Source organism: Streptomyces asoensis (assembly GCF_013085465.1).
In the GTDB taxonomy this organism is placed as follows: domain Bacteria; phylum Actinomycetota; class Actinomycetes; order Streptomycetales; family Streptomycetaceae; genus Streptomyces; species Streptomyces cacaoi_A.
This window is the reverse complement of sequence record NZ_CP049838.1, coordinates 7040539-7065457: the sequence shown is the minus strand read 5'-3', so window position 1 is coordinate 7065457 and position 24919 is coordinate 7040539. Positions and strand designations below refer to the sequence as shown.

General features: G+C 70.9%; 19 protein-coding genes. 5 read left to right on the top strand and 14 right to left on the bottom strand.

Going from position 1 to position 24919, the window contains the following annotated elements:
• Nucleotides 1-198 precede the first annotated feature (198 nt).
• The gene (locus G9272_RS31685) at nucleotides 199-795 is read right to left on the bottom strand and encodes a hypothetical protein (RefSeq protein ID WP_028806665.1); all 597 of its coding nucleotides are present in this window, start codon (nucleotides 793-795) and stop codon (nucleotides 199-201) included.
• Nucleotides 796-1056: 261 nt separating this feature from the next.
• Entirely contained in the window at nucleotides 1057-2472 is a 1416-nt protein-coding gene (gene proS / locus G9272_RS31680) for a proline--tRNA ligase (protein ID WP_171399665.1), read from the bottom strand.
• Nucleotides 2473-2671: 199 nt separating this feature from the next.
• On the opposite strand from proS, the gene G9272_RS31675 reads away from it, so the two are divergent.
• A complete protein-coding gene (locus G9272_RS31675; protein WP_171399664.1) occupies nucleotides 2672-3553 on the top strand; it encodes an SAM-dependent methyltransferase in 882 nt (293 codons plus the stop codon).
• Nucleotides 3554-3756: 203 nt separating this feature from the next.
• Here the strand turns inward: G9272_RS31675 and ffh are convergent, their stop codons facing one another.
• The 5 genes from ffh to nsdA all read right to left on the bottom strand — a co-directional run bounded on the left by ffh (nucleotide 3757) and on the right by nsdA (nucleotide 11407).
• Nucleotides 3757-5307 (bottom strand): signal recognition particle protein, encoded by a 1551-nt coding sequence (gene ffh, locus G9272_RS31670; RefSeq protein WP_171399663.1) that lies wholly within the window; start codon nucleotides 5305-5307, stop codon nucleotides 3757-3759.
• A gap of 122 nt (nucleotides 5308-5429) precedes the next feature.
• A complete protein-coding gene (locus G9272_RS31665) occupies nucleotides 5430-7877 on the bottom strand; it encodes a [protein-PII] uridylyltransferase (RefSeq protein ID WP_171399662.1) in 2448 nt (815 codons plus the stop codon).
• 26 nt (nucleotides 7878-7903) lie between these two features.
• Complete coding sequence (locus G9272_RS31660) at nucleotides 7904-8242, bottom strand: P-II family nitrogen regulator (RefSeq protein WP_003997576.1); 339 nt, start codon at nucleotides 8240-8242, stop codon at nucleotides 7904-7906.
• On the bottom strand, nucleotides 8239-9585 hold the full coding sequence (locus G9272_RS31655; RefSeq protein WP_171399661.1) for an ammonium transporter: 1347 nt from the start codon (nucleotides 9583-9585) through the stop codon (nucleotides 8239-8241). Before G9272_RS31655 ends, G9272_RS31660 begins: the two co-directional genes overlap by 4 nt.
• Nucleotides 9586-9922: 337 nt before the next feature.
• A complete protein-coding gene (nsdA, locus tag G9272_RS31650) occupies nucleotides 9923-11407 on the bottom strand; it encodes a transcriptional repressor NsdA (protein WP_171399660.1) in 1485 nt (494 codons plus the stop codon).
• Between the two features lie 447 nt (nucleotides 11408-11854).
• Here nsdA and G9272_RS31645 point away from each other — a divergent pair, with 447 nt between their 5' ends.
• The gene (locus G9272_RS31645; RefSeq protein ID WP_171399659.1) at nucleotides 11855-12511 is read left to right on the top strand and encodes a bifunctional DNA primase/polymerase; all 657 of its coding nucleotides are present in this window, start codon (nucleotides 11855-11857) and stop codon (nucleotides 12509-12511) included.
• A 108-nt stretch (nucleotides 12512-12619) separates the two neighbouring features.
• Here the strand turns inward: G9272_RS31645 and ftsY are convergent, their stop codons facing one another.
• Entirely contained in the window at nucleotides 12620-13825 is a 1206-nt protein-coding gene (gene ftsY, locus G9272_RS31640) for a signal recognition particle-docking protein FtsY (protein WP_171399658.1), read from the bottom strand.
• A gap of 353 nt (nucleotides 13826-14178) precedes the next feature.
• On the opposite strand from ftsY, the gene G9272_RS31635 reads away from it, so the two are divergent.
• Nucleotides 14179-15150 carry an LLM class flavin-dependent oxidoreductase gene (locus tag G9272_RS31635; RefSeq protein ID WP_171399657.1) on the top strand — a complete coding sequence of 324 codons (972 nt, stop codon included), beginning with the start codon at nucleotides 14179-14181 and terminating at the stop codon, nucleotides 15148-15150.
• 87 nt (nucleotides 15151-15237) lie between these two features.
• Here the strand turns inward: G9272_RS31635 and G9272_RS31630 are convergent, their stop codons facing one another.
• From G9272_RS31630 to G9272_RS31615, 4 genes are all read right to left on the bottom strand, one after another.
• Complete coding sequence (locus G9272_RS31630) at nucleotides 15238-16656, bottom strand: sugar porter family MFS transporter (protein WP_171399656.1); 1419 nt, start codon at nucleotides 16654-16656, stop codon at nucleotides 15238-15240.
• Between the two features lie 216 nt (nucleotides 16657-16872).
• On the bottom strand, nucleotides 16873-20430 hold the full coding sequence (gene smc / locus G9272_RS31625; RefSeq protein WP_171399655.1) for a chromosome segregation protein SMC: 3558 nt from the start codon (nucleotides 20428-20430) through the stop codon (nucleotides 16873-16875).
• Between the two features lie 275 nt (nucleotides 20431-20705).
• Complete coding sequence (locus tag G9272_RS31620) at nucleotides 20706-20909, bottom strand: hypothetical protein (protein ID WP_020128723.1); 204 nt, start codon at nucleotides 20907-20909, stop codon at nucleotides 20706-20708.
• A gap of 379 nt (nucleotides 20910-21288) precedes the next feature.
• Nucleotides 21289-21570, bottom strand: a complete 282-nt coding sequence (locus tag G9272_RS31615; RefSeq protein ID WP_171399654.1) for an acylphosphatase — start codon at nucleotides 21568-21570, stop codon at nucleotides 21289-21291.
• 198 nt (nucleotides 21571-21768) lie between these two features.
• Between G9272_RS31615 and G9272_RS31610 the strand changes: the two genes are divergently transcribed.
• Nucleotides 21769-22902, top strand: a complete 1134-nt coding sequence (locus tag G9272_RS31610) for a CAP domain-containing protein (protein ID WP_171399653.1) — start codon at nucleotides 21769-21771, stop codon at nucleotides 22900-22902.
• Nucleotides 22903-22948: 46 nt separating this feature from the next.
• Here G9272_RS31610 and G9272_RS31605 read toward each other — a convergent pair whose 3' ends face one another.
• Entirely contained in the window at nucleotides 22949-23536 is a 588-nt protein-coding gene (locus G9272_RS31605; RefSeq protein ID WP_171399652.1) for a flavodoxin family protein, read from the bottom strand.
• A 106-nt stretch (nucleotides 23537-23642) separates the two neighbouring features.
• On the opposite strand from G9272_RS31605, the gene G9272_RS31600 reads away from it, so the two are divergent.
• Complete coding sequence (locus G9272_RS31600) at nucleotides 23643-24044, top strand: winged helix-turn-helix transcriptional regulator (RefSeq protein WP_171399651.1); 402 nt, start codon at nucleotides 23643-23645, stop codon at nucleotides 24042-24044.
• Here G9272_RS31600 and mutM read toward each other — a convergent pair.
• Nucleotides 24017-24877, bottom strand: a complete 861-nt coding sequence (gene mutM / locus G9272_RS31595) for a bifunctional DNA-formamidopyrimidine glycosylase/DNA-(apurinic or apyrimidinic site) lyase (RefSeq protein WP_171399650.1) — start codon at nucleotides 24875-24877, stop codon at nucleotides 24017-24019. The genes G9272_RS31600 and mutM overlap by 28 nt on opposite strands.
• Between the last annotated feature and the right edge of the window lie 42 nt (nucleotides 24878-24919).

Below are 24919 nucleotides of genomic sequence, written 5' to 3'. Positions count from 1 at the left end.
AGCCGGAGGAGAGAGGGGTCCTGTGCGACTGTCGAGTACAGCTAGCCATTGTGCCACACCGCGCGGGCCCCTTCCGGCCGCGGGTGGTTTCCGGGCATGCGGCAGAAACGCCCGGCGCTTGCGGGGCGCCGCCTTCGACGGCCCCCCGCACCACGCTGAACCGGCAGCCACGAGATGCCGGTGCATGACGGCACGTGCCTAGGCCGCGCCCGCGATCTCCGGGATCCGGAACGGCTTGCCGCAGCCCCCGCACACGATCGGCGCCTGGGCCAGGACCGAAGGTACGACCCGCACATTGCGGCCGCAGTCGCACACGGCCTTGACCCGGACGCCGCCGCCGGAGGAGCCGTGCCGGGCCGCCGGACCGCGGAAGGAACGGGTGGTGTCGGAGGAGGTGGCCGCCAGATGGGCCTTGAGGGCCCGCTGGAGGCGCTCGATCGTCGGGCGGTAGCGCCGCTTGGCCTCGGGGTTGAGCGTGACCAGGGAGAAACCGCTGCTGGGGTGGGGCTCCTCGGGGTGGTCCAGGCCCAGTTCCTCGGCGATCGCGAGGAATCTGCGGTTGTGGTAGCGGCCGGCACGGGAGGTGTCGCGCACGCCGCGGGCTGCGGCGATGCCATGGACTGCCTCGTGAAGCAGTCGCTCGAAGGAGAGCTCGTGACCGCAGGCGGACGACGACTCCCCGATCAGGGACTCTGGCGCGGCAAGATCCGGCAGCTCGGGGTGGTACCGCTGAATGTCGGCCCACGCCTCTGCCAGCTCTGCGGCGAGAACAGGTGGTGTCTGTGTCGTGCTCACGTAATGACAACGAGCGGGGGTGCCCCAGTGTTCCTATTCCGGGCCATCCCAAATAATTTGCACGTACCCGTCAGTTGCCGCTGATGCGTCCTGACGAGGGCGGGTGCGCTGATCTGCGGAGAAGCCTCACAGCTCCCCCCAAGGTGGTGCGTAGGCCCACGTACGACCCGGCGCGTAGACGAGGTCCGCGCGCCGGGGTAGGGATGTTCCGCAGGGGCGCAAGAGGCGTTTCGGTCGCTCTCACGAGCGGAGGGCGCCGTCTCAGTAGGCGCGCGCGACGATCGCGAGGTTACCGGGGGCGTCCCCGTCGTCCGGCACCGACCCGTCCTCCGCGATCAGACACCGTACGGTCAGCGACTGCTCGGCCAGCCTGGCCTCGCCCTCTTCGCCGAGGGTCGCCCACGGGATGCGCGCCCAGCCGCCGGCGACGGCCGCCTCGGCCGCCTCCTCGATCGTCGAGACGTCCGTCGTGCGGGATTCGCGGCGCTCACGGGACTGCTTCAGCAGCAGCGTCTGGTCCTCTTCGAGGATGGCGGGCAACAGGCCCTCGAGCGCGTCGATCGCCACCGGCTCCTTGCCTCCCGGGATGCGCCGGGCCAGCATCGCGGTGCCGTTCTCCAGGTCACGGGGTCCGATCTCGACGCGGACGGGCACGCCCTTGAGCTCCCAGTCGACCGCGCGCCGCCCGAAGGGGACCTCGGTGCGGTCGTCGACCCGGACGCGGAGCCCCGCCGCCTTCAGCCGGTCGCCCACCTCGCGGACCTTGGCCAGAACCGCCTCGTCGCCCTTGATCGCGAGAACGACGACCTGGATCTGCGCCAGCCGCGGCGGCACCCGCAGTCCGTCGTCGTCGCCGTGGGTCATCACCAGGGCGCCGATCATGCGGGTCGTCGAACCCCAGGAGGTCTGCCAGACCAGCTCCTGGGTGCCCTCCTTCGACAGGTACCGGGTGTTGAAGGCCTTGGCGAAGTTCTGGCCCAGCTCATGGCTGGTGACCATCTGGAGGGCCTTGCCGTCGCCCATCATGCTCTCGAGGGTGAGGGTGTTGACGGCGCCCGCGAAGCGCTCCTTGACCGTCTTGCGGCCGGAGACGAAGTCGATCGCGAGGACGTTCTCCAGGAAGTCGCCGTAGACCTCGCGCTGGATGCGCGCGGCGAAGTCGCGGGCCTCCTCGTACGTGGCGTGCGCGGTGTGCCCCTCCTGCCAGAGGAACTCGGACGTCCGCAGGAAGAGGCGGGGCCGCAGCTCCCAACGGACCACGTTGGCCCACTGGTTGATCAGCAGGGGCAGGTCGCGGTAGCTCTGCACCCACTTGGAGAAGTACTCGTTGACGATGGTCTCGGAGGTGGGCCGGACGACCGCCGGCTCCTCCAGTTCCTTGCCGCCGCCGTGCGTCACCACGGCCAACTCGGGTGCGAATCCCTCGACATGGTCCGCCTCGCGCGTGAGGTACGACTGCGGGATCAGCAGCGGGAAGTACGCGTTCTCGGTGCCCGTCTCCTTGATGCGGGCGTCCATCTCCGCCTGCATCCGCTCCCACAGTCCGTAACCGTACGGTCGGATCACCATGGTGCCGCGCACCGGTCCGTTGTCGGCCAGTTCCGCCTTGTTGATCAGATCCTGGTACCAGCGGGGGAAGTCGTCCGCCCGCGGGGTGAGAACGGGAGCCTTTGCCATGGCGCGATGGTACGGCCCCAAGTTGCCGGAATGTGAATTCTCGCCACAGGCACAGCCGGCGCACAAGCGGGGGCCCGAGACCCCTGGACGCCGTCGCGTACGGGGAGTTACCTGGCATACGGGGGAAGTGCGCGCGCACTGCACGGGGGCCACCTGATCGGTTACTGCGGCAACTCTCGGCGGATTGGGGCGCTTATCCATGACACCTACGCTCGTGCGGCAGCACCTGCCACTCGCGGGGTCGACGCCCCGCGCGGACCCGGGTGCACGCGCGCGTGACTGGTCGGAGATCCAGGAGCGGATGCTGGTCCCGCTCTACGAGGCCGTCTACGAGCGACTGGACGTGGGGCCCGGCACCAGGCTCCTCGCCCTCGGCTGCGGCTCGGGGCTCGCCCTGCTGATGGCGGCCTCCAGAGGCGCGGCGGGCCTCACCGGTGTCGAACCCTCCTCCCCCGAACGGCTGGCCCTCGCGCGCGAACGCCTGCTGCCGAGAGAGCCCGGGGAACGGGCTGCGGGCGCGCGCGGGGACGGTGGCGGCACCCGCCTCACCGACCGGTTGCCGAAGGACACGGCCGGCCCGGGCACGCGCGCGTACGACCTGGTGACCGCGTTCGAGCCGATCGGATGTCGCGCGGGCGACGCGGACGGGCTCGGTGGTCTGCTCGCGGCCACGACCCCGCTCGTCGCGCGCAGGGCGCCGGTGGTGCTCGTCGGCTGGGGCCCGCCGGAACGCTGCGCCACATCCGCGGTGTTGCGGATCGCGACCAAGCTGGCCGAGCCGCTGCGCGGCAGCGCGGTCCGACTGCGCCCGGCGCTGCGCGACGACCTGGAGGAGGTCGCCGGGCGGGCCGGTCTGAGGCCGGACGGATCGGGGCGGGTGGCCTGCCCCTTCGGGTACGCCGACGTGGAGAGCGCCCTCAAGGGCCTGCTGTCCACCGGGCTGTTCGACGCGGCGGTCGCGGCGACGGACCAGGCGCAGGTCGACAAGGAACTGACCGAGGCGCTGCACCCGTACCGGCGCCCGGACGGGACGGTGTGGATGCCGAACGTGTTCCGGTACCTGATCGCGCGGACTCCCTGAAGCTCCCGCGTCCCCCGAGGACCACGCCTCCCCCGTAGGCCTTCGCCGGCCGCGGGACGCCCGTGCGCCGGTGCGCGTCCGACTGCCCGCGCGCAGCCGCTTCCCGTCCGTACGCCGTGTGGGGCGCCCCTCCGTGAACGGAAGAGCGCCCCACATGGTGTACGGACGGGCTCGGCTCGGCGCCGAGCCACGTGCTACAGGCGTCAGCCCATGAACTTCTTGAACTCGTCCGGCAGCTCGAAGTCCTGGGCGCCCTGCTGCGGCAGCCCGAGCGCGTTGCCGCCCTGGGCCTGGGCCTCGCGGCGCTGGGCCTCCTCCAGCTCCTGCTGCTTGCGCTTCATCGGGTTGCCGGAGCGCTGCTTGCCCTTGGCCTGCTTCGGCTGCTTCTTCTGCCGGCCGGCGCCGCCGCCCATGCCCGGCATTCCCGGCATCCCGGGCATGCCGCCGCCCTGGGCCATCCGGGACATCATCTTGCGGGCCTCGAAGAACCGCTCGACCAGGCCCTTCACCGCGCTGACCTCGACGCCGGAACCCTTGGCGATACGGGCGCGGCGTGAGCCGTTGATGATCGTCGGCTCGTGGCGCTCGGCCGGGGTCATCGACTTGATGATCGCGGCCGTGCGGTCGACGTCACGCTCGTCGAGGTTGGCGATCTGGTCCTTGATCTGGCCCATGCCGGGCAGCATGCCGAGCAGCTTGCTGATGCTGCCCATCTTCCTGACCTGCTCCATCTGGGCCAGGAAGTCGTCCAGGGTGAAGTCCTGGCCCTTCTTGGACGCCAGCTTGGAGGCCATTTTCTCGGCCTCTTCCTGGCTGAACGTCTTCTCCGCCTGCTCGATCAGGGTGAGCAGGTCACCCATGTCGAGGATGCGGGAGGCCATCCGGTCAGGGTGGAAGGCGTCGAACTCGTCGAGCTTCTCGCCGTTCGACGCGAACATGATCGGCTTGCCGGTCACCGACGCGATCGACAGGGCCGCACCACCGCGGGCGTCACCGTCGAGCTTCGACAGCACGACACCGTCGAAGCCGACACCGTCGCGGAAGGCCTCGGCCGTGTTGACGGCGTCCTGACCGATCATCGCGTCGACGACGAAGAGGATCTCGTCGGGCGAGACGGCGTCGCGGATGTCCGCGGCCTGCCGCATCAGCTCGGCGTCGATACCGAGGCGGCCGGCGGTGTCCACGATCACGATGTCGTGGACCTTGGTCTTGGCGAACTCGATGGAGTCCTTGGCGACCTGGACCGGGTCGCCCACCCCGTTACCGGGCTGCGGGGCGTACACGGCCACGCCGGCGCGCTCGGCGACGACGCTGAGCTGGTTGACGGCGTTGGGGCGCTGGAGGTCACAGGCGACGAGCAGCGGCGAGTGGCCCTGCTCCTTCAGCCAGCGGCCGAGCTTGCCGGCGAGGGTGGTCTTACCGGCACCCTGGAGACCGGCGAGCATGATCACGGTCGGCGGCTGCTTGGCGAACCGCAGCCGCCGGGTCTCGCCGCCGAGGATCGTGACGAGTTCCTCGTTGACGATCTTCAGGACCTGCTGGGCGGGGTTCAGCGCCTTGGAGACATCGGAGCCGAGGGCGCGTTCCTTGACGTTCTTGATGAACGTGCGGACGACCGGCAGGGCCACGTCCGCTTCGAGGAGTGCGATGCGGATCTCGCGCGCCGTGGCGTCGATGTCCGCTTCGCTCAAGCGCCCCTTGCCGCGCAAGTTCTTGAAGGTCGCTGAAAGGCGATCGGAGAGAGTATCGAACACGGCGGCGTCGGTCCTCGGAGTCGGGGGCAGTCTGAGCGTCTTCCAGAGTATCCGGCCGCGCAAGACATTCGTCCCCGCCTGCTGTATTCAGCGGGCGGGGACGCGTGCCACGCGGCACACGGTCACGCCCGCAGCGTCTCCTCCAGCTTGCGGGTGACGGAGGCGGCCTCGTCACCGGGCAGGGGCGCGCCGTCCGCTCCGGTGACGTAGAAGGCGTCCACGGCGTTCGCGCCGAGGGTCGAGACGTGCATGCTGCGGACCCGCAGTCCCTCGTCCTCCAGGGCCCGGCCGATCCGGAGCAGCAGCCCCGGCGCGTCCTGCGCGCGTACCTCGATGACCGTGGCGTGCCGGGAGGCCGCCGAGGCAACCGTCACACGCGGCGGCGGCGCGACCACGCCCCGTCGGCGGGGATAGGCGGCGTCCCGTTCCGCGAGCCGTCCGGCGATGTCCAGCGAGCCGTCCAGGGCGCGTACGAGGTCGGCGCGCAGCCGGGCCGCCTGGGGCAGGGAGCCGTACTCGGCGGCGACCCGCCAGTTCAGCAGTAGGACGGAGCCCTCGACGCCGGTCGGCAGGTCCAGGGCGCGCAGCTCGGCGGTGCGGACCGTCAGCCGGTGCATGGCGAGGACGCCGGCCACCGCGGGCAGTACGCCCTCCTGGTCGGGAACGGCGATGAGCAGTTCCACGCCGAGCGGCTCGGGGTCGTCCGCCGGCCGGTCCTCCGTGGGGGGCTCGGTCTGGGCGCGCAGGGCCAGCACCGGGCTGTGGGTGGCGACCGCCTCGATGGCGAGCCGTTCCTGCTCCGCGGTGGGCGCGGCGGCGTCGGGCTCGTCCGGCTCGTCCCCGGCGAGCACCGCCGCCACCCGCTTGACCAGGTCCGCCACGAGCGAACCTCGCCAGGACGACCAGGCGGCGGGGCCGGTGGCCAGCGCGTCCGCCTCGGTGAGCGCGTGCAGCAGCTCCAGGGTGCTCTGCGAGCCGACCGCCTCGGCGACCGAGCGGACCGTGGCCGGGTCCTCCAGATCGCGCCGGGTGGCCGTCTCGATCAGCAGCAGGTGATGCCGTACGAGCGTGGAGAGGACGGCGACCTCGGCGCGGTCGAAGCCGATCCGGGCGGCGACGTCCTTGGCGATGATCTCGCCCGCGACCGAGTGGTCGCCGGGCCAGCCCTTGCCGATGTCGTGCAGCAGGGCGGAGACCAGGAGGAGGTCGGGGCGGCTGACCCGGCGGGTGAACTCGGAGGCGCGCACGGCGGTCTCGATGAGGTGCCGGTCGACGGTCCAGATGTGCACGGCGTTGCGCTGCGGGCGGCAGCGCACCCGCTCCCAGTCCGGCAGCAGCCGCGTGATCAGGCCCTCGGCCTCCAGCGCCTCCCAGACCTCGATGGTGGGCTGGCCCGAGCCGAGCAGGGTCACGAGCTGCTCACGGGCCTCGGCGGGCCAGGGCGTGGGCAGCGGGCGCACGGTGGCGGCGAGGCGCCGTACGGCGTGCAGGGAGAGCGGGAGGCCGGCCTGCGCGGCGGCGGCCGCGGCGCGCAAGGGGAGCACGGGGTCGCGTTCGGGGCGTGCGGCACGGGCGAGCACCACCTCGCCGTCCTGCTCCACCACCCCTTCGGCCAGCGGAGAGCGCTCGGCGACGGGCTTGCCGCCCCCGAGCATGGCGCGCAGTCGCGGCCGCACGGCGCGTGACCGCAGCACGCGCCCCACTTCGCGCCAGGTGACATCACTCGCATACGAAATGACGCGGGCCGCCTCGTACACCTGCCGCAGCAGCGTGTCGGCGTCCAGCAGGCCCAGTTCGGCGGCCACCTGGTCCTGTTCCTGGAGGGCCAGGCGGTCGGTGGCGCGGCCGGTGGCCAGGTGCAGGGCGTCCCGCACGTCGAGGAGCCGGCGCCGGGCGTCGTCGAGGCCCTCGCGGGGCGCGTCGGCCAGCCAGGAGGCGGCGACGGCCCGCAGCGCGGTGGCGTCCCTCAGACCGCCCCGTGCCTCCTTCAGGTCCGGCTCCAGCAGGTACTGGAGCTCGCCCTGGCGTTCGGCGCGCTCGACGCAGAGTTCCTGGAGCTCGGGGAGGCGCTTGGGCGCCTGGTTGCGCCAGTCGGCGAGGACGGCCGTACGCAGTCCCGCCGTCAGCCCGGGGTCGCCTGCGAGGTGGCGGCCGTCGAGGAGGCCGAGCTGGACCTTGAGGTCCTCCCCGGCGGTCTTGCGGGCCTCCGCCGGCGTGCGGACGGAGTGGTCCAGAGCGAGGCCCAGGTCCCACACGGGGTACCAGAGCCGGTCGGCGAGGGCGGCGACCGCCTTGGGGTCGGCGCCGTCGTGCAGCAGGAGGAGGTCGAGGTCGCTGCGCGGGGACAGCTCGCCCCGGCCGTAGCCGCCGACGGCGACCAGGGACACGCCCTTCAGGTCCTCGGTGCCGGCCGTGAAGAGCCCCGACAGCCAGTCGTCGGTCAGTTCCGCGAGGGCGGAACGGCGCGGCGGCCCGGACCGCGCCCCCTCGGTGAGGAGGCGCAGCCGGGCCGCCGCGTAGCCGCTGGGTCCCGAGTCCTCTGCATCCTTGCGCACGTCCGTACTCGTCACCCAGCGACTCCTGTTCTGTTCTGCCGTCAGAGCGCGTCCGGGCCGCGCTCGCCGGTGCGGACCCGAACGGCCGTCTCGACCGGGAGGGACCAGACCTTGCCGTCACCGATCTTGCCGGTACGGGCCGCCTTGACGATGACGTCGATCAGCTGCTCGGCGTCGTCGTCCTCGGCCAGCACCTCGATGCGGATCTTGGGAACCAGGTCGACCGTGTACTCGGCGCCGCGGTAGACCTCGGTGTGTCCCCGCTGACGACCGTAACCGCTGGCCTCGGTGACCGTCAGACCGTGGACGCCGAAGGCCTGAAGGGCTTCCTTGATCTCGTCCAGCCGGTGGGGCTTCACGACGGCGGTGATGAGCTTCATGCGTCCACCTTCTTGCTCGCGTCGGTGACCGCGGTCGGAAGGGCGGTCGTGCGGGCGGCGCCGCCGCCGGCACCGCTGAAGTCGTATGCGGTCTCGGCGTGCTCGGCCTGGTCGATGCCGGCCACCTCGTCATCCTCGGAGACCCGCATGCCGATGGTCTTGTCGAGGAGGAAGGCGAGGATCGCGGAGACCACCAGCGAGTAGGCGAGGACCGCGAAGACACCGGCGCACTGCTTCCACAGCTGGTCGAAGGAGTGGTTGCCGTAGAAGACACCGGTCGCCGTGGACTGGCCCTTGCCGCTGGCGAAGAAGCCGATCAGCAGGGAGCCGACGACACCGCCGACCAGGTGGACGCCGACGACGTCGAGCGAGTCGTCGTAGCCGAACTTGTACTTCAGGCCGACGGCCATGGCGCACAGCAGACCGGCGATGGCGCCGACCGCGATCGCGCCGAGCGGGGTGACCGCACCACCCGAGGGGGTGATGGCGACCAGACCGGCGACCGCACCGGAGGCGGCGCCCAGCGTGGTGAACGCGCCGTGGCGGATCTTCTCGTAGACGAGCCAGGCCAGCATGGCGGCGGCGGTGGCGACCTGCGTGTTGACGAACATCAGCGCGCCGACGCCGTCGTCGTTGCCGAGCCACGAGCCGGCGTTGAAGCCGAACCAGCCGAACCACAGCAGACCGGCGCCGAGCATGACCAGCGGCAGGCTGTGCGGGCGCATCGGGTCCTTCTTGAACCCGACCCGCTTGCCGATGACGAGGATCACGCCGAGGGCCGCGGCACCGGCGTTGATGTGCACCGCCGTACCACCGGCGAAGTCGATGACACCCAGCTCGAAGGCCCAGCCACCGGCGCCCCAGACCCAGTGCGCGACCGGGAAGTACACGACCGTGGCCCACAGGGCGACGAACAGCGCCCACGCGGAGAACTTGACGCGGTCGGCGAGCGCACCGCTTATCAGGGCGGGCGTGATGATCGCGAACATCATCTGGAAGACCATGAACACGAAGATCGGGATGGTGTAGCCGTCCCACAGCTCCGTCAGGCCGATATTGCTGAGACCGACCCAGTCGGAGTTCCAGCCGATGAGGCTGCCCGAGTCGGTACCGAAAGCGAGGGAGAAGCCGTACAACACCCACAGGATGGTGACGATCCCGATGCTGATGAAGCTCATCATCAGCATGTTGAGCGTGCTCTTGACGCGGACCATGCCTCCGTAGAAGAAGGCGAGGCCCGGGGTCATGATCAGTACCAGTGCGGAACAGATGAGCATGAAGCCTGTGTTCGCGGACGACAGCGTGGGTGCGTCCGCCGCAAGCGTGATGGCGGCCTGTGCCATCGGCGTCTCCTCGTCGTAGGTACGGCCCCGTGCGGGCGAAGCCAGAGCGGGTCGTGAGGGGTGGGCCGGTTATGCGCCATGAGATTCGCGCAGCGCGGTTTCGGTGGAAGCCCCTCGTTGTTTCGCCGCTGTGACGAAGGCGCCTCGTGCGTTACGCCTCGATGAACTGGCTGATGTTCGTCGAGTGGATCGTTATCGTGGCGCAACCTTCGAAGAACGCAATAAACCGGCCGCGGGCGGCCTTCCGAATGACCTGGCATGGGGGAGCCGAGTCGGGCAGTTCGGGAGGGCCGGCCGCGGCCGGAGTTCCGGGGTTTTACTCTGTGGATCAGCCGGATCAGACCGCTTCGGCCGTCTCCGGAAGCTCGATGGTGAGCCGCTCGGTCAGGTCCACGACCTCGGAAAGATCCCCGAAATCGCGTACGGCGCTGTCGACGGTCTTTCGGATACGAGTGTTGACGCGCTCGGAGCGCACCTTCTTGGCCTCCTTCATGGCCTGGGTGGCGAGGGTGGCGCTCTGCTCGGGCTCGCGCTGGAGGAGGTGCACCGTGGCCATGCCGATCAGGTTCAGCACATACGACCGCTGGTGGTCGTGGTCGCCCGCGAACCGCTCCACGGCCTTGCGCATCAGGGGTTCGGCCAGCGAGGCGTAGGTGGGACTGCGGCCGGCGACATAGGCGAGGTCGCGGAACGAGTGGCTGTTCTCGCCGTAGAGCTCGGCCTCGGAGAAGAAGCGGATCCAGTCGGGGTCCGGCTCGTCCCACTCGTCCGACTCGGCGAAGGTGTCCTCGGCCATCCGCACCGCCCGCTTGCACCGGCCGGGCTGCCCCATGTTGGCGTAGGCGCGGGCCTCCATCGCATACAGCATGGACTGGGTGCGCGGGCTCGCGCAGTCCCGGCTGCCGTACTGCGCGAGGTGGATCAGTTCCAGGGCGTCCTCGGGCCGGCCGAGGTGGATCATCTGGCGGCTCATGCTGGACAGCACGTACGAGCCGAGCGGCCGGTCGCCGGCCTCCTTCGCCGCGTGCAGGGCGAGGACGAAGTACTTCTGCGCGGTGGGCTGGAGCCCGACGTCGTAGCTCATCCAGCCCGCGAGCTCCGCCAGTTCGGCGGCGACCTTGAAGAGCCTCCTCGCGGTGGACTCGGGCTGGGGCTCCTGGAGGAGATCCGTCACCTCGTGCAGCTGCCCGACGACCGCCTTGCGGCGCAGTCCGCCGCCGCACTGGGCGTCCCACTGCCGGAACATCACGGTGGTGGACTCCAGCAGGTCCAGCTCGGGCCGGGAGAGCCGGCCGCGGGCCCGGCTGGTCGGGATCGAGTCCGGCTCCTCGAGCGGGGCGGGCGGCGAGGGGACCAGCCAGCGCTGCATGGGCTCGATGAGGGACGGGCCCGCGCACAGGGCCAGCGAGGTCCCGAGGAAGCCGCGCCGCGCCAGCATCAGGTCGCTGCGCGAGAACTCGCTGAGCTGGGCCACCGTCTGCGGGGCCGTCCACGGCAGGTCGACGCCGGTCGCGGAGGGCGCCTGGCGCGCGGCGCGCAGCCCGAGGTCCTCGACGGAGACGACACAGCCGAACCGCTCGGAGAACAGCTCGGACAGGATCCTGGGGATGGGCTCGCGGGGGTTCTCGCCGTCCAGCCAGCGGCGCACGCGCGAGGTGTCCGTGGAGATGTGGTTGGCACCCAACTGACGGGCCCGGCGGTTGACTTGACGGGCGAGTTCACCCTTCGACCAGCCGCTGCGCACGAACCACGAAGAGAGCAGCTCGTTCGGGCGCTTGTCCCCACCCGCAGCGATACTTCCGCTTCCGCCGTTGCCGCTCACTGGAACGCCCCCATCCCTGAGACCACTTGTCACTGAGTGCGCCAAGCCTTATCAGAATGCCGGTAAATACGGCCCGCCGTACGGGACTTGTCACCCTTCGAACGGAAAGCCGACTTGCCTCCGGCATACCCACAAGCGCATGTGCCTCCAGGACCCGCACACTCAAAGTAATCCTACGATCACGGCTCCGGCCACGAGGATCCCGGAAACGCCACCATTCGCCACCCCTTCGAATGAACTCCCGGTGGCTCGTACGCGATTCACTTGACACAGGACGGCCGGGAGTGAGCGGAGCGAAGCACTCAGGGGCGCGCACGACCCAGCACACCACCCGGAGCGCTTCCAGGCGCTGCCTGGATCGAGCGGTCGCCGGGAAGCAGAAGCACAGAGAGTCACCACGAACGATCGCTGCGTAACCATCGGCGCGTCGAACCCGTTGGAGGGGGCATGGGCTTCACGATCGGCGGCATTCGCGAGATCCGCTCCGGCGCGCGCAGGCGCGGTCGCTCGTCCGAGTGCACCGCCGTCGCCGAGTTCACGGGACTGTGGGGCTGGGACGCGGTGCCCGGCGCGCGGGCCGCCGCGGGCGTCTGCTCGTGCGGGCGCTCCGACTGCCGCGAACCCGGCGCGCATCCCCTGGCGTTCGCCCCCCGCGTCCCCGCCGGTGCCACGCTCGACGCCGTGAGCAGGGCCTGGTCGGAGTTCCCGGGCGCCGCGGTCATGCTGCCCGTCGGGCGCGCGTTCGACGTGATCGACGTCGCCGAGCCCGCCGGCCGCCGCGCCTTGGTCCGACTGGAGCGCATGGGTCTTCCCCTCGGTCCGGTCACCGCCACCCCGGAGGGCCGCACCCAGTTCTTCGTCGCCCCCGGCGCCGCCGGCGAACTGACCGGCCTGCTCTATCGCATGGGCTGGGACGACCCGACCGCCCTGGACCTGCGCGGTCTCGGCCCCGGCACGTACATCACGGCCCCACCCTCCGATCGCGGCGGGCTCGGCCCGGTGCGCTGGCTGCGCCCACCCGCGCTGGACTCGGCGACCCGCCCACCGGAGGCCCGCCTGCTGCTGGGCACCCTGGCCTACCTGGCCCACCGGTCGCGCGCCTGAGCCGTACGGCGTGCACACAGCCGAGCGCCCGCTCCCACTGCACCTGGGGGCGGGCGCTTCGTTCTCTTCTGCGCCTGAACCGGGCGCCGATCTCGCGGGCGACGGCCCTCAGTCGCCGATAAGGGCATCCACGAAGGCCTCCGGCTCGAACGGCGCCAGGTCGTCCGCGCCCTCGCCGAGTCCGATCAGCTTGACCGGGACGCCCAGCTCGCGCTGGACCGCGACCACGATGCCGCCCTTCGCCGTGCCGTCCAGCTTGGTCAGGACGATGCCGGTGATGTTCACGACCTCGGCGAAGACACGGGCCTGGACGAGACCGTTCTGCCCGGTGGTGGCGTCGAGGACGAGCAGCACCTCGTCGAGCGGCGCGTGCTTCTCGACGACCCGCTTGACCTTGCCGAGCTCGTCCATGAGCCCGGTCTTGGTGTGCAGCCGGCCCGCGGTGTCGATGAGGACGACGTCCACCCCCATCTCCTTGCCCTCCTTCACCGCGTCGAACGCGACGGAGGCGGGGTCGCCCGCCTCGGGGCCCCGCACGGTGTGCGCGCCGACGCGCTCGCCCCAGGTCTGGAGCTGGTCGGCGGCGGCGGCGCGGAAGGTGTCGGCGGCGCCCAGGACGACGGTCCGCCCGTCGGCCACGAGCACGCGCGCGAGCTTGCCGGTGGTGGTGGTCTTGCCGGTGCCGTTGACCCCGACGACCATCACGATGCCCGGCTTGCGCTCCTCGGGCTCGGTCTTCACGGTGCGGTCGACATCGGTGCCGACCAGCTTGAGCAGCTCCTCGCGCAGCAGGCTGCGCAGCTCCTCGGGGGTGCGGGTGCCGAGCACCTTGACGCGCTCGCGCAGCCGTTCGACCAGCTCCTGGGTGGGCTGCACGCCGACGTCGGCGGTGAGCAGCGTGTCCTCGATCTCCTCCCAGGTGTCCTCGTCGAGGTGCTCGCGGGAGAGCAGCGTGAGCAGGCCCTTGCCCAGGGCGTTCTGCGAGCGGGAGAGACGGGCGCGGAGGCGGATCAGCCGCCCCTCGGTGGGTTCCGGGATCTCGAGCTCGGGAACCTCGACAACGGGCGGTTCCTCGACGGCGGTGCCGGTCGAGCCGCCGTCGGGAAGATCCACCTCCTCTATCGTGCGGCGCGGTTCGTCGCGCGGCGTCTCGGCCTCGTCGCCGACATGCGGCTCGGCCGGAGGGGCGGTGATGTCGGGCACGGTGGGGGGCGGCGGGGGCAGCGACTTCTTCCGTCGGCTGCCGACCACGAGCCCGCCGAGCACACCGAGCACGACCACGGCGATGACTACAGCAAGGATGACGATTTCCATAACGCGTCCAGTATGCGTGACCCCTCCCCGCCGGGGCGGGCGGCGACCCGGCCGCGCGTCAGCCGGTCGGCCCGCTCTTGTGCAGCGCGACCCTCGCCCGGAAGCGCAGACGCAGACAGCGGTCCTCGACCTCCGCGGGCGCGTCCGCGGGACAGCAGCAGTGCTCGGCGAGCCACCGCAGGTCGTCGGGGTCGAGCCAGAGGGCGACGCGCCCCCCGCTCGGCCTCGCCCTGAGGGTCGGTCGGCACCACGGCTCGGGTCATGGCCGGAGCGTAGAGCCGGGCCGTCCGGACCCATGGCCATCTGACGCCTCGTCAGCTACGGTCCTCCGCATCCGCCGAAGGGGGCCTCCCATGCCCGTCACCGTCGTCCGTTTCAACCTCGTCGCTCCCGACGCGACCCCGGCCGAGCTCGGTGTGCGGTACCGGGCCGCTCTGGAGATGGCCGCGTACGCCGACGAGTGCGGGGTCACGACCGTGCAGACCGAGGAGCATCACGGAGCCGAGAACAACTGGCTGCCGTCGCCGTTCGCCTTCGCGGGCGCCGTGCTCGGCGCGACCCGGCGGCTCGCGGTCACGGTCTCGGCGGTGATCGGCCCGCTGCACGACCCGCTGCGGCTGGCCGAGGACATCGCGGTGCTCGACCTGCTGAGCGGCGGCCGGCTGGTCACGGTCGCCGGGATCGGGTACCGGCCCGAGGAGTACGCCCGGGCGGGGGTGGACTGGAAGCGGCGCGGACGGCTCCAGGACGAGCTTCTCGACACCCTGCTCAAGGCCTGGACCGGCGAGGAGTTCGAGTACCGGGGCCGTACCGTGCGGGTCACCCCGCGTCCGTCCTCCGAACCGCACCCCCTGTTGCTGGTCGGCGGCTCCTCGAAGGCCGCCGCCCGCCGGGCCGCCCGGCTCGGCCTGCCCTTCTTCCCCAGCGCGCACCTTCCGGAGCTGGAGGCGTACTACAAGGAGCGGCTGGTGGAGTACGGGACCGAGGGCTGGACGATGATGCCGGCCGCCGAGACCCCGCTGCTGCACATCGCCGAGGATCCGGACCGGGCGTGGGCCGAGTACGGCGAACACTTCCTGCACGAGGCCCGGACGTACGCCTCCTGGCAGTCCGGCGAGATCCGCTCGGCGGTGCGGTCGGCGGCGGGCAGCGTCCGGGAGCTCCGTGACGAGGGGGTCTACCGGATCCTCACGCCGGACGAGTGCGTGGCGCAGGGGCTCGACAACCTCGTCCTGCATCCGCTGGCCGGCGGGATGCCGACGGCGGAGGGGTGGCGCGGACTGCGGCTGTTCTGCGAGAACGTGCTGCCCCGGCTCAACGGGTGAGCCGGGGCAGCACGTCCTACGGGTATCGAGGAGCGGGCAGCGGGGATGTGGCCCGGCTCCTCGAGATCAGGGGCCTCTTCGCGAGGCTCAGCCCATCTCCTCCAGCGCCTTGCCCTTCGTCTCCTTGACGTACTTCAGGACGAACGGGATGGAGAGCGCGGCGAAGACCGTGTAGATCACATAGGTCGCGGAGAGGTTCCAGTCGGCCAGCGACGGGAAGCTCGCGGTGATGGCCCAGTTGGCGATCCACTGCGCGGACGCGGCCACGCCGAGGGCGGCGGCCCGGATCCGGTTGGGGAACATCTCGCCGAGGAAGACCCAGACGACCACACCCCAGGACAGGGCGAAGAAGAGGACGAACACGTGGGCGGCGATCAGGGCGATCCAGCCCTGGGTGGCGGGCAGCTTGCCGTCGACCAGATCGTAGGAGAACGCCCAGGCCTCCAGCGCGAGGCCGACGACCATGCCGACGGAGCCGATGAGGGCGAGCGGCCTGCGGCCGACGCGGTCCACGAAGATCATCGCGATCACGGTGCCGACGATGTTGATGATCGACGTCGTGAAGGAGTAGAGGAACGAGTCCGTCGGGTCGACGCCGACCGACTGCCACAGCGTCGAGGAGTAGTAGAACGCGACGTTGATGCCGACGAACTGCTGGAAGACCGACAGGCCGATACCGACCCAGACGATCGGCTTGAAGAAGAAGGAGCCGCCGAGCAGGTCCTTGAACGTGGACTTGTGCTCACTGTTCATCGCGTGCTCGATCTCGGCGACGCGGGCGTCCAGGTCGACGCTCTTGCCCTCGACCTCTTCGAGGATGTCACGGGCCCGCTCGCGCTTGCCGACGGAGATCAGGAAGCGCGGGGACTCGGGGATGGCGAAGGAGAGCAGACCGTAGAGGACGGCCGGGACCACCATGACGCCCAGCATGACCTGCCAGGCCTCCAGGCCCATGAGCTTGCCGCGCTGGTCGCCGCCGGCGGCGTTCAGCAGACCCCAGTTGACCAGCTGCGAGATCGCGATGCCGATGACGATCGCGGCCTGCTGGAAGGACCCGAGGCGGCCGCGGTAGGCGGGCGGGGCGACCTCCGCGATGTAGGCGGGGCCGATGACGGAGGCCATGCCGATGGCGAAGCCGCCGACGACCCGCCACAGGGCGAAGTCCCACAGCGCGAAGGGCAGGGCCGAGCCGACGGCGCTGACGATGAACAGCACGGCGGCGATCTGCATGACCCGGATGCGGCCGATGCGGTCGGCGATGCGGCCGGCGGTCGCGGCGCCGATGGCGCAGCCGATCAGGGCGATGGCGATGACCTGCGCCAGGGCCGCGGAGCCGACGTCGTAACGGTCCCGGATGGCCTCGACCGCGCCGTTGATGACGGAGCTGTCGTAGCCGAAGAGGAAGCCGCCCATCGCGGCCGCCGCCGCGATGAAGATGACGTGCCCGAGATGATCGGGGTGAGCCGTCCCGGCTCCTGACTTTTGTGCCTGCTCTGTGCTGGTCACGTTCAACTCCTCGGGCCGTCGGCAACGCCGCCGACGGGATCAACACCTCCAGATAGGTGGTACCTGAAGGTAAAAGCAACGGTGCCGAGACTATGCCTTCAAGTTTCGAAGTCAAGAGGGTGCGACTGTGACTTTTCAGCGCACACGTGAGAAGCATGTGTTCAACTCTTGAAGAAACGCTCGGAGCTTGGTTTCAGGTACCCCGCTCCGGGCCGCTCAGCGCAGGCGCTGGCTGATGACCTTCGACACACCGTCGCCCTGCATGGACACGCCGTACAGCGCGTCGGCGACCTCCATCGTGCGCTTCTGGTGCGTGATCACGATCAGCTGCGAGGACTCCTGGAGCTCCTGCATGATGCGGATCAGCCGCTGGAGGTTGGTGTCGTCGAGGGCGGCCTCGACCTCGTCCATGACGTAGAACGGGCTGGGCCGGGCCTTGAAGATCGACACCAGCATGGCGACGGCGGTCAGCGACCGCTCGCCACCGGAGAGCAGGCTGAGCCGCTTGACCTTCTTGCCGGGCGGCCGGGCCTCGACGTCGACGCCCGTGGTGAGCATGTTGTCGGGGTCGGTCAGGATCAGCCGTCCCTCGCCGCCCGGGAAGAGCCGGCTGAACACACCCTCGAACTGCCGTGCGGTGTCCCGGAACGCCTCGGTGAAGACCTGCTCGACCCGCTCGTCGACCTCCTTCACCACTTGAAGGAGGTCCGCACGGGTCTTCTTGAGGTCCTCCAGCTGCTCGCTGAGGAACTTGTGCCGCTCCTCCAACGCGGAGAACTCCTCCAGGGCCAGCGGGTTCACCTTGCCGAGCTGCTGATAGGCGCGTTCGGCCGCCCTCAGCCGCTTCTCCTGCTCGGCCCGCAGGAAACGCCTCGGCTGGTTGCGCGGGTCCTCGGGGTCCTCCGGCAGCACCTCGCCCTCCGCGGGCGGCGAGGGCGGCACCGGCTGGTGGGGCCCGTACTCGGAGACGAGCCCGGCCGGCTCCACCCCCAGCTCCTCCAGCGCCTTGGTCTCCAGCTGCTCGATCCGCATCCGCTTCTCGGCGCCGAGCACCTCGCCCCGGTGGACCGAGTCCGTCAGCTTGTCCAGCTCGGCCTTGAGATCGCGCCCGGCGGTGCGGGCGGCGGCCAGTTCCTGCTCGCGCCGCGCCTTTGCGGCGTCGGCGGCGACCCGCTCCGCCTCGGCCCGCCCGAGGGACACCTCGACGTGCGTGAGCAGCCCGCGCGCACCGGAGGCGACGGCCTCCGCCACGGCGGCCTCGTGCCGCAGCCGCGCCCGCCGCTGCTCGGCACGCGCGCGTGCCTCGCGTTCCGCCCGCGCGGCCCGGTCCAGCGAGTCGGCCCGCCCGGCCAGCCCCTTCACCCGCTCCTCGTGCGTACGGACCTGGAGCCGCGCCTCCATCTCGGTCTGCCGGGCGTTGGCCCCGTCCGCGGCGAGCCGGTCGCGCGCGGAGGTGTCGGGCTCCTCCTCGACCGGCATCTCCTCGGCGACGGCCAGCCGTTCGGCCAGTTCCTCGGCCTCTTCCACGGCCCGGTCCAGCGCCTCCTGCGCCCGCGCCGCGGCCGCCGTGGACCGCTCGGCCTCACCGGCGGCGCCCCGCGCCTGTCCCGCGAGCCGCCCGAGTTGCTGGGCCACGGCCGACTTCTCCCGGTCGGCGGCCCGCCGCCGCTCCCCCGCCTCCTCGACGAGCGCGGCACACTCCTTGCGCCGCTCCCCCGCCGCGTGCTGCGCCCCGGTCAACTCCTCGCAGCGCACGGCCAGCTCCTCGAGCTCGGCCGCGGCCTCGTCGACGGAGGCCTGCACCTCCAGCAGACTGGGCGCGCCGGCGGACCCACCGTGCGCGAAGTGCGCCCCCAGCAGGTCGCCCTCGGCGGTGACGGCGGTGAGATCGGGCCTGGCGTAGACGACCTCCTCGGCGTCCTCCAGCGTGCTGACGACCACGATCCCCCGCAGGAGACGCCGTACGGCGGGCAGCAGATCGTCGGGGCCTTGCACGAGGTCGGCGGCGTACCGCGGTCCTTCGGTCTCCCCCGGCTCCTGGGGTACGTCGTCCGGAGCGCCGCTCAGCAACAGCGCGGCCCGGCCCCCGTCCTGCTTGCGCAGGAAGCGGATCGCCTCGGCGGCCGCGGCCGGGGTGGTCACGGCGAGGGCGTCCGCCGCCGCCCCGAAGGCCGCCGCGAGCGGGACCTCGTACCCCTGCCTCACCGTCAGCAGTTCGGCCGCCGGACCCAGCAGTCCGCTCAGCCGGTCCCGCGCGCCGAGCAGCGCGCCCGTGCCGTCCTTGCGGCGCAGGCCCATGGCCAGGGTCTCGTGGCGGGCCTGGGTCGCGGCGCGTCTGCGTTCGGCCCCCGTGACCGCCTCGCGGGCGGCGGTGAGAGCGGCCTCCGCCTCGACGAGCCGCCGTTTGGCCGTCTCGTGCTGTTCCCCGAGCTCCTGGTCACCCGCGTCGAGGCCGTCGACCTCCGCCTTGAGCTCCTCGTACTCCTCCTGCGCGGTGACGGCCCGCTCCTGGGCCTCGTCGCGGGCGGCAGCGAGCCGGTCGATCTCGGCCTGGGCGGAGGCGGCACGCGAACGGGCCGCGTTGACCTGGCCGTTCAGCCGGACCAGGCCCTCACGGCGGTCGGCGATGGCCCGGGCGACGTCCTTCAGCCGCCGTTCCTCGACGGCGAGTTCCCGCTCCAGGTCGGCGCGGTGGGCGACGGTGTCGTCGAGCGCGTGCTGGGCCGCTTCGAGGGCGGCCTCCAGCTCGGCCTCCTGCTCGCGGACGCGGGCGGCCTCGCGCTCCATGTCCTCGGGATCGCGGCCGCGGCGCTCCTCGGGCGGCGCGGAGGTGGCGCTCTTCACGCGCGCGTCGGCGAGCGAGATCGTGCCGCGGACGCGTTCGGCGAGCTGGGACAGCTCGTACCAGGTCTGCTGGGCGCGCTGGAGGCGCGGTGCGAGCCGGCGGACCTCGTCCTCCAGGAGGGCCTCCCGCTGGAGGGCCTTGCGCAGTTCCTGCTCGGCGGCTTCCTTGCGCTCCTTGAGGGCGGCCTCGTCGGCGACCTCGGTCTGAAGGGCCTCGCGCAGCCGTACGAGATCGTCGGCGAGGAGGCGCAGACGGGCGTCGCGCAGGTCGGCCTGGATGACGGCGGCGCGGCGGGCGACGGCGGCCTGGCGGCCGAGGGGCTTGAGCTGACGCCGTAGTTCGTCGGTCAGGTCCTGCACGCGCGCGAGGTTGGCCTGCATCGCGTCCAGTTTCCTGAGCGCCTTCTCCTTGCGCTTGCGGTGCTTGAGGACGCCCGCGGCCTCCTCGATGAAGGCGCGGCGGCCCATGGGATCGGCGTGCAGGACGGAGTCGAGCTGGCCCTGGCCGACGATGACGTGCATCTCGCGGCCGATGCCGGAGTCGGACAACAGGTCCTGGATGTCGAGGAGCCGGCAGGTGTCACCGTTGATCTGGTACTCGCTGCCGCCGTTGCGGAACATGATCCGCGTGATGGTGACCTCGGCGTACTCGATGGGCAGCGCCCCGTCGGAGTTGTCGATGGTCAGGGACACCTCGGCGCGGCCCAGCGGGGGGCGGCCGGTGGTGCCGGCGAAGATGACGTCCTCCATCTTGCCGCCGCGCAGCGACTTCGCGCCCTGCTCGCCCATGACCCAGCTGAGCGCGTCGACGACGTTGGACTTGCCCGAGCCGTTCGGTCCGACGACGCACGTGATCCCCGGTTCGAACCTGAGGGTGGTCGCCGAGGCGAACGACTTGAATCCCCGGAGGGTCAGGGCCTTGAGGTGCACGGCGCTGGACTCTACCTTCCGGGGGTGTCTCACTCCATGAACCCGCGGTTTCACCCGTGAACGCGCAGGGCACACCAAACGTTAAGAGACTGAAAGGGTGCGCGGGGGAAGCAAAAGAGCGGGCAGGACGACGGCGGGAAAGACGGGAAGACGGGGCGGGGGAAAGAAAGAAGGGACGCCGAAGCGTCCCTTGCAAACTCTGACAACTTAGCGGTCCGACGCGGTGAGATGAGCCGCCCGACCACTGCGTGTGCCGTTGTGCAGCGGTGCAGCGATCAGGTGAGCGCAGGCTCCGCCTGGCGTGCGTCGATGCTCTCCAGAAGCGATTCGTGAGAAGCGGCAGCCGTCAGCGCGTCGTTTTCGGCCTGGATGCGTCCGAGTTCGGATTCCAGGTCTTGTACACGCTGCTGGAGCCGTCGCATCTCGGCGAGGAGTCGCGGGTCGGAGCCGCCGACGTAACCGAGAAGCGCCTTTGCCATGATGGATGGTCCTCCACAATGAGTGACCGACCGAAGCGGTGTGGGTCGTGAGGGATTCGCACCCGCGGTGCTTGCCAGGATCTTGGTGGTGCTGCCGTTCATCCATGCCAAACAGCTGAGGTGCGCGGGGTGCTTTCAGCGTCTCACCAAAAAGTTTGACGGTCAACACGATCACGCCCCGTATTGGCGGGCATCCCGGTGGCGCGCGGCCTGAACGGCGGCGCTGCGACTCCTGCGGGGCCCTCGGGGCGTGGCGATCATCCTGACGTGCGGAGCCTCCCACTGCAAGCGATTCTTGGCAACCACCTGCCCCTTTTCGCTGGGGCAGGTGCCGTTGGCATGTACCGGCGTCCCTCCCGGGCCGTTCGGCGCGGATTCCTCAGCGGATCGCGAAGCCGTCGTAGCCGCCGCGCGGTGTGTCCCATATCTCGGTGACGCCGTCCACCCGCCCGGGCGTGTCGTCACCCAGGAGCCACCCGAGCAGTCCCTCGCAGCCCTCTCGGGCCCCCTCCGCGACGATCTGGACCCGTCCGTCGGCCAAATTGAGAGCAAAGCCACTCAGGCCGCCGATCTCCAGCGCCTTGGCCCGCGTGAACCAGCGGAAACCCACGCCCTGGACACGTCCGCGCACCCAGGCGACCAGCCGTACGTCCTCGTTCATGGGTGCAACCTAACCGGGCAAAGTCGCTCGGAGCACTTCCCCCCTCAGGGCCATGCGGTACCGTCCCCACCCAATGATTCTCATATGAAACTCACTCGATCGGGTGAGTCAGGTCGACCAGAGGGCGCAGGAGGCGCGCGTCGCCCCAGCGCTTCGGGCGACCGCCGGGAACACCGCTTGGACGAGGAAGGCAAGGACATGGGACGCCACCGACGCTCCGCCGCCGGCAGCGCCGCCACGAGCCGCGCCACGGGGGTCACACAGACGCACGGCTCGCACGCGGACAGTCACACCCCGCAGGACCCGTACGCCGACGAGCGCCCCACGATGGGCATCGCGCCGTATCTGAACCCGGAGGCGTACGCCGACTCCGTCGCCAGAAGCCGGGAGTACCTGTACGCCACCGGCGACGAGTACGCCCACGCCGACACCGCGGTCTTCGCGATGGACGGCTTCCGGCCCGACGACGGTGACCTGCGGCCGGGCTCGAACCGGGCCACGGCCGGCCGCCGCCGCAAGCGGAAGGTCGCCACGCCGGTCAAGACGGGCCTGCTGGGCGTCTCCGCGGCCGTCGCCATCGGCACCGTCGCGGTGGCCACGGGCGTGGTGCCCGGCCTCGACAACTACCAGCTCGGCGGCGGCAGCGGCTCGGGCGACAAGGTGCAGGCCGCCGACTCCCCGACCAACTCGGCCTCCGAGCAGGGCGGCACGTCCGGCTCCGCCGACACCGAACGCGGTGGTACGTCGACCAGCCGTGACGCCGGCCGGTCGACCTCGCCCTCCGCCTCGCCGACGCCTTCCCCCTCCACCTCCACCGCGTCGGCGTCGCCGACCGAGACGGCCACCAAGAAGCCGCAGGCCACACCCTCGAAGGAACCGAAGACCACTCCGTCCAAGTCGAAGACGGCCACCAAGGCGCCGGAGAAGTCCGAGTCCCCGGTGACGGTCTCGGCCGAGGCGCAGGCCGCGGCCGAGGTGCTGAAGCTGGTCAACGAGGAGCGGGCCAAGGTCGGGTGCAGCGCCGTCTCCGCCAACAGCGCGCTGTCGAAGCTCGCCGAGAAGTTCAGCGACGACATGGCCGCGCGCGGCTTCTTCGACCACACCGATCCGGACGGGGCGACCCCGTGGGACCGGGCGGCGAAGGCCGGGATAGCCGACCTCGGCGGCGAGAACATAGCCCGTGGCCAGGCCGACGCGGCCGCGGTCATGGAGGCCTGGATGAACAGCCCCGGCCACAAGGCGAACATCCTGAACTGCGACTTCAAGACGCTGGGCGTCGGTGTCCACCTGGGCTCCGGCGGCCCCTGGTGGACGCAGGACTTCGGCTACTAGGGCCGAAAAGGGATCGAGCAGCGGGTGACGGACCCCGCAGAAACGATCAAGCAGCCTGGGCGCGGCCGGCCAGGAAGACCTTCGCGGTCTCGGCGACGCGCCGCCCCAGGTGCTCCGCCGTCGCCACGTCTGCCTTGTGGACGGCGTCCGGGCCCTCGTCGACGTTGGTCTGAGCGGCCGCGCCCAGGAAGACGCCCAGGCGGTTGAGGTCGTGCTCGGAGGCGGTGCTGCTGTTCCAGCCGGGCAGCAGGCCGAGGTTGACCCAGTGCATGCCGAGCTGCGCGGCGAGGATCTGGAAGAACTGGAGCGTGTGCAGCTTGTCGCCGCTCTTGGAGCCGGAGTTGGTGAACCCGGCGGCGAGCTTGTCCTTCCACGCCTGGGTGGCCCAGCGCGCCGAGGTCGCCTCGGCGAAGGCGTGGAAGGCGCCGGACGCGGTCCCCATGTAGGTCGGCGAGCCGAACACGATCGCGTCCGAGCCGTCGAGCAGCGTCCACTGCTCCTCGGTGATCTCGTCGACCTTGATCAGACGCACCTCCGCACCGGCGTCGGCGGCCCCGGCACGGACAGCCTCGGCGAGGACGGCGGTGTGGCCGTAGCCGGAGTGGTAGGCGACAGCGATAACGGGCGTGGACATATGGCACTCCTCGAACAGGCAGGTCGAAAGCGGTAACCACAGGAAAGCACTAACTTTTGGCTAGTGCAATCTGTCAGCTAGCGCTGCCTTCGAGTACGCTTTTCGCATGGACATCACCCAGGAGCGCGCGGAGGACCAGGACCTCCCGTTCAACGTGTTCGCCAAGGCCTGCCCCTCGCGCGGCACGCTGGAGCACGTCACGGGCCGCTGGGGCGGACTCACGCTCGGGGCGTTGTACGAGGGTTCGCTGCGCTTCAACGAGTTGCGCCGCCGGGTCGACGGCGTCAGCGAGAAGATGCTGTCCCAGACGCTGCACGCGCTGGAGCGCGACGGCCTGGTGCACCGTGAGGCCCAGCCGACCAACCCACCCCGGGTGGACTACGAACTGACGCCGCTGGGCCGCGAGGTGGCCGAGCGGCTGCTGTCCCTCATCCACTGCGTGGAGGGGCGCATGGGCGACGTACTGGCCGCCCGCGAACGCTACGACGGGACGCGCGGCACCTTCTGACACTTCGGGCAGAAGTAGCTGGACCGGTTCATCCACGGGCGCCGGACCATCGGCGTGGCACACCGCCTGCACGGCAGGCCCTCGCGGCCGTACGCGTCCAGGGACCGGTCGAAGTAGCCCGACTCGCCGTTGACGTTGACGTACAGGCTGTCGAAACTGGTGCCGCCCACGGCCAGGGCCGCGTTCATCACGTCGCGGACATGGCCCAGGAGTTCGAGCGTGCGGGGGCGCGTGAAGTTCGCGGTCGGACGGTCGTAGTGCAGACGGGCGCGCCACAGCGCCTCGTCCGCGTAGATGTTGCCGACCCCGCTGATCAGCGACTGGTCGAGCAGGGCGCGCTTGATGGTGGTGCGCTTGCGCCGCAGGGCCTGATGGAACGCCTCGTCGTCGAACAGCGGGTCGAGGGGGTCACGGGCGATGTGCGCGATGACGTCCGGAAGGCCGTCGGAGGTGGTGTCGTGCAGCGACAGCCCGCCGAAAGTGCGCTGGTCGACGAAGCGCAGTTCGGTGTTCACCGCGTCCGCGAAGCGCACCCGGACGCGCAGATGCTTCTCGTCGGGGGCCTCGTGCGGCTGGACCAGGAGCTGTCCGCTCATACCGAGGTGGGCGAGGACCGCCTGGTGCGTGTCCGTCAGCGGCAGCCACAGATACTTGCCCCGGCGACCGGGGGTGCCGATGCGGTGGCCCTTGAGCCGGTGCGCGAAGTCGTCGGAGCCGGCGATATGACGGCGTACGGCACGCGGATGCAGCACCTCGGCCTCGGCGACCGTGCGATGGGCGACCCACCGCTCCAGACCGCGCCGGACGACCTCGACCTCGGGCAACTCGGGCATGGGATCCCCCGTACGGAGCGCCCGCCTCCCAACGGGGGGCGG

Bases quoted from the DNA above. Each gene is read 5' to 3' on its own strand.
- proS (WP_171399665.1), bottom strand. From the start codon at position 2,472: ATGGCAAAGGCTCCCGTTCTCACCCCGCGGGCGGACGACTTCCCCCGC.
- G9272_RS31675 (WP_171399664.1), top strand. From the start codon at position 2,672: ATGACACCTACGCTCGTGCGGCAGCACCTGCCACTCGCGGGGTCGACG.
- G9272_RS31660 (WP_003997576.1), bottom strand. From the start codon at position 8,242: ATGAAGCTCATCACCGCCGTCGTGAAGCCCCACCGGCTGGACGAGATC.
- G9272_RS31655 (WP_171399661.1), bottom strand. From the start codon at position 9,585: ATGGCACAGGCCGCCATCACGCTTGCGGCGGACGCACCCACGCTGTCG.
- G9272_RS31645 (WP_171399659.1), top strand. From the start codon at position 11,855: ATGGGCTTCACGATCGGCGGCATTCGCGAGATCCGCTCCGGCGCGCGC.
- ftsY (WP_171399658.1), bottom strand. From the start codon at position 13,825: ATGGAAATCGTCATCCTTGCTGTAGTCATCGCCGTGGTCGTGCTCGGT.
- G9272_RS31635 (WP_171399657.1), top strand. From the start codon at position 14,179: ATGCCCGTCACCGTCGTCCGTTTCAACCTCGTCGCTCCCGACGCGACC.
- G9272_RS31620 (WP_020128723.1), bottom strand. From the start codon at position 20,909: ATGGCAAAGGCGCTTCTCGGTTACGTCGGCGGCTCCGACCCGCGACTC.
- G9272_RS31615 (WP_171399654.1), bottom strand. From the start codon at position 21,570: ATGAACGAGGACGTACGGCTGGTCGCCTGGGTGCGCGGACGTGTCCAG.
- G9272_RS31610 (WP_171399653.1), top strand. From the start codon at position 21,769: ATGGGACGCCACCGACGCTCCGCCGCCGGCAGCGCCGCCACGAGCCGC.
- G9272_RS31605 (WP_171399652.1), bottom strand. From the start codon at position 23,536: ATGTCCACGCCCGTTATCGCTGTCGCCTACCACTCCGGCTACGGCCAC.
- G9272_RS31600 (WP_171399651.1), top strand. From the start codon at position 23,643: ATGGACATCACCCAGGAGCGCGCGGAGGACCAGGACCTCCCGTTCAAC.
- mutM (WP_171399650.1), bottom strand. From the start codon at position 24,877: ATGCCCGAGTTGCCCGAGGTCGAGGTCGTCCGGCGCGGTCTGGAGCGG.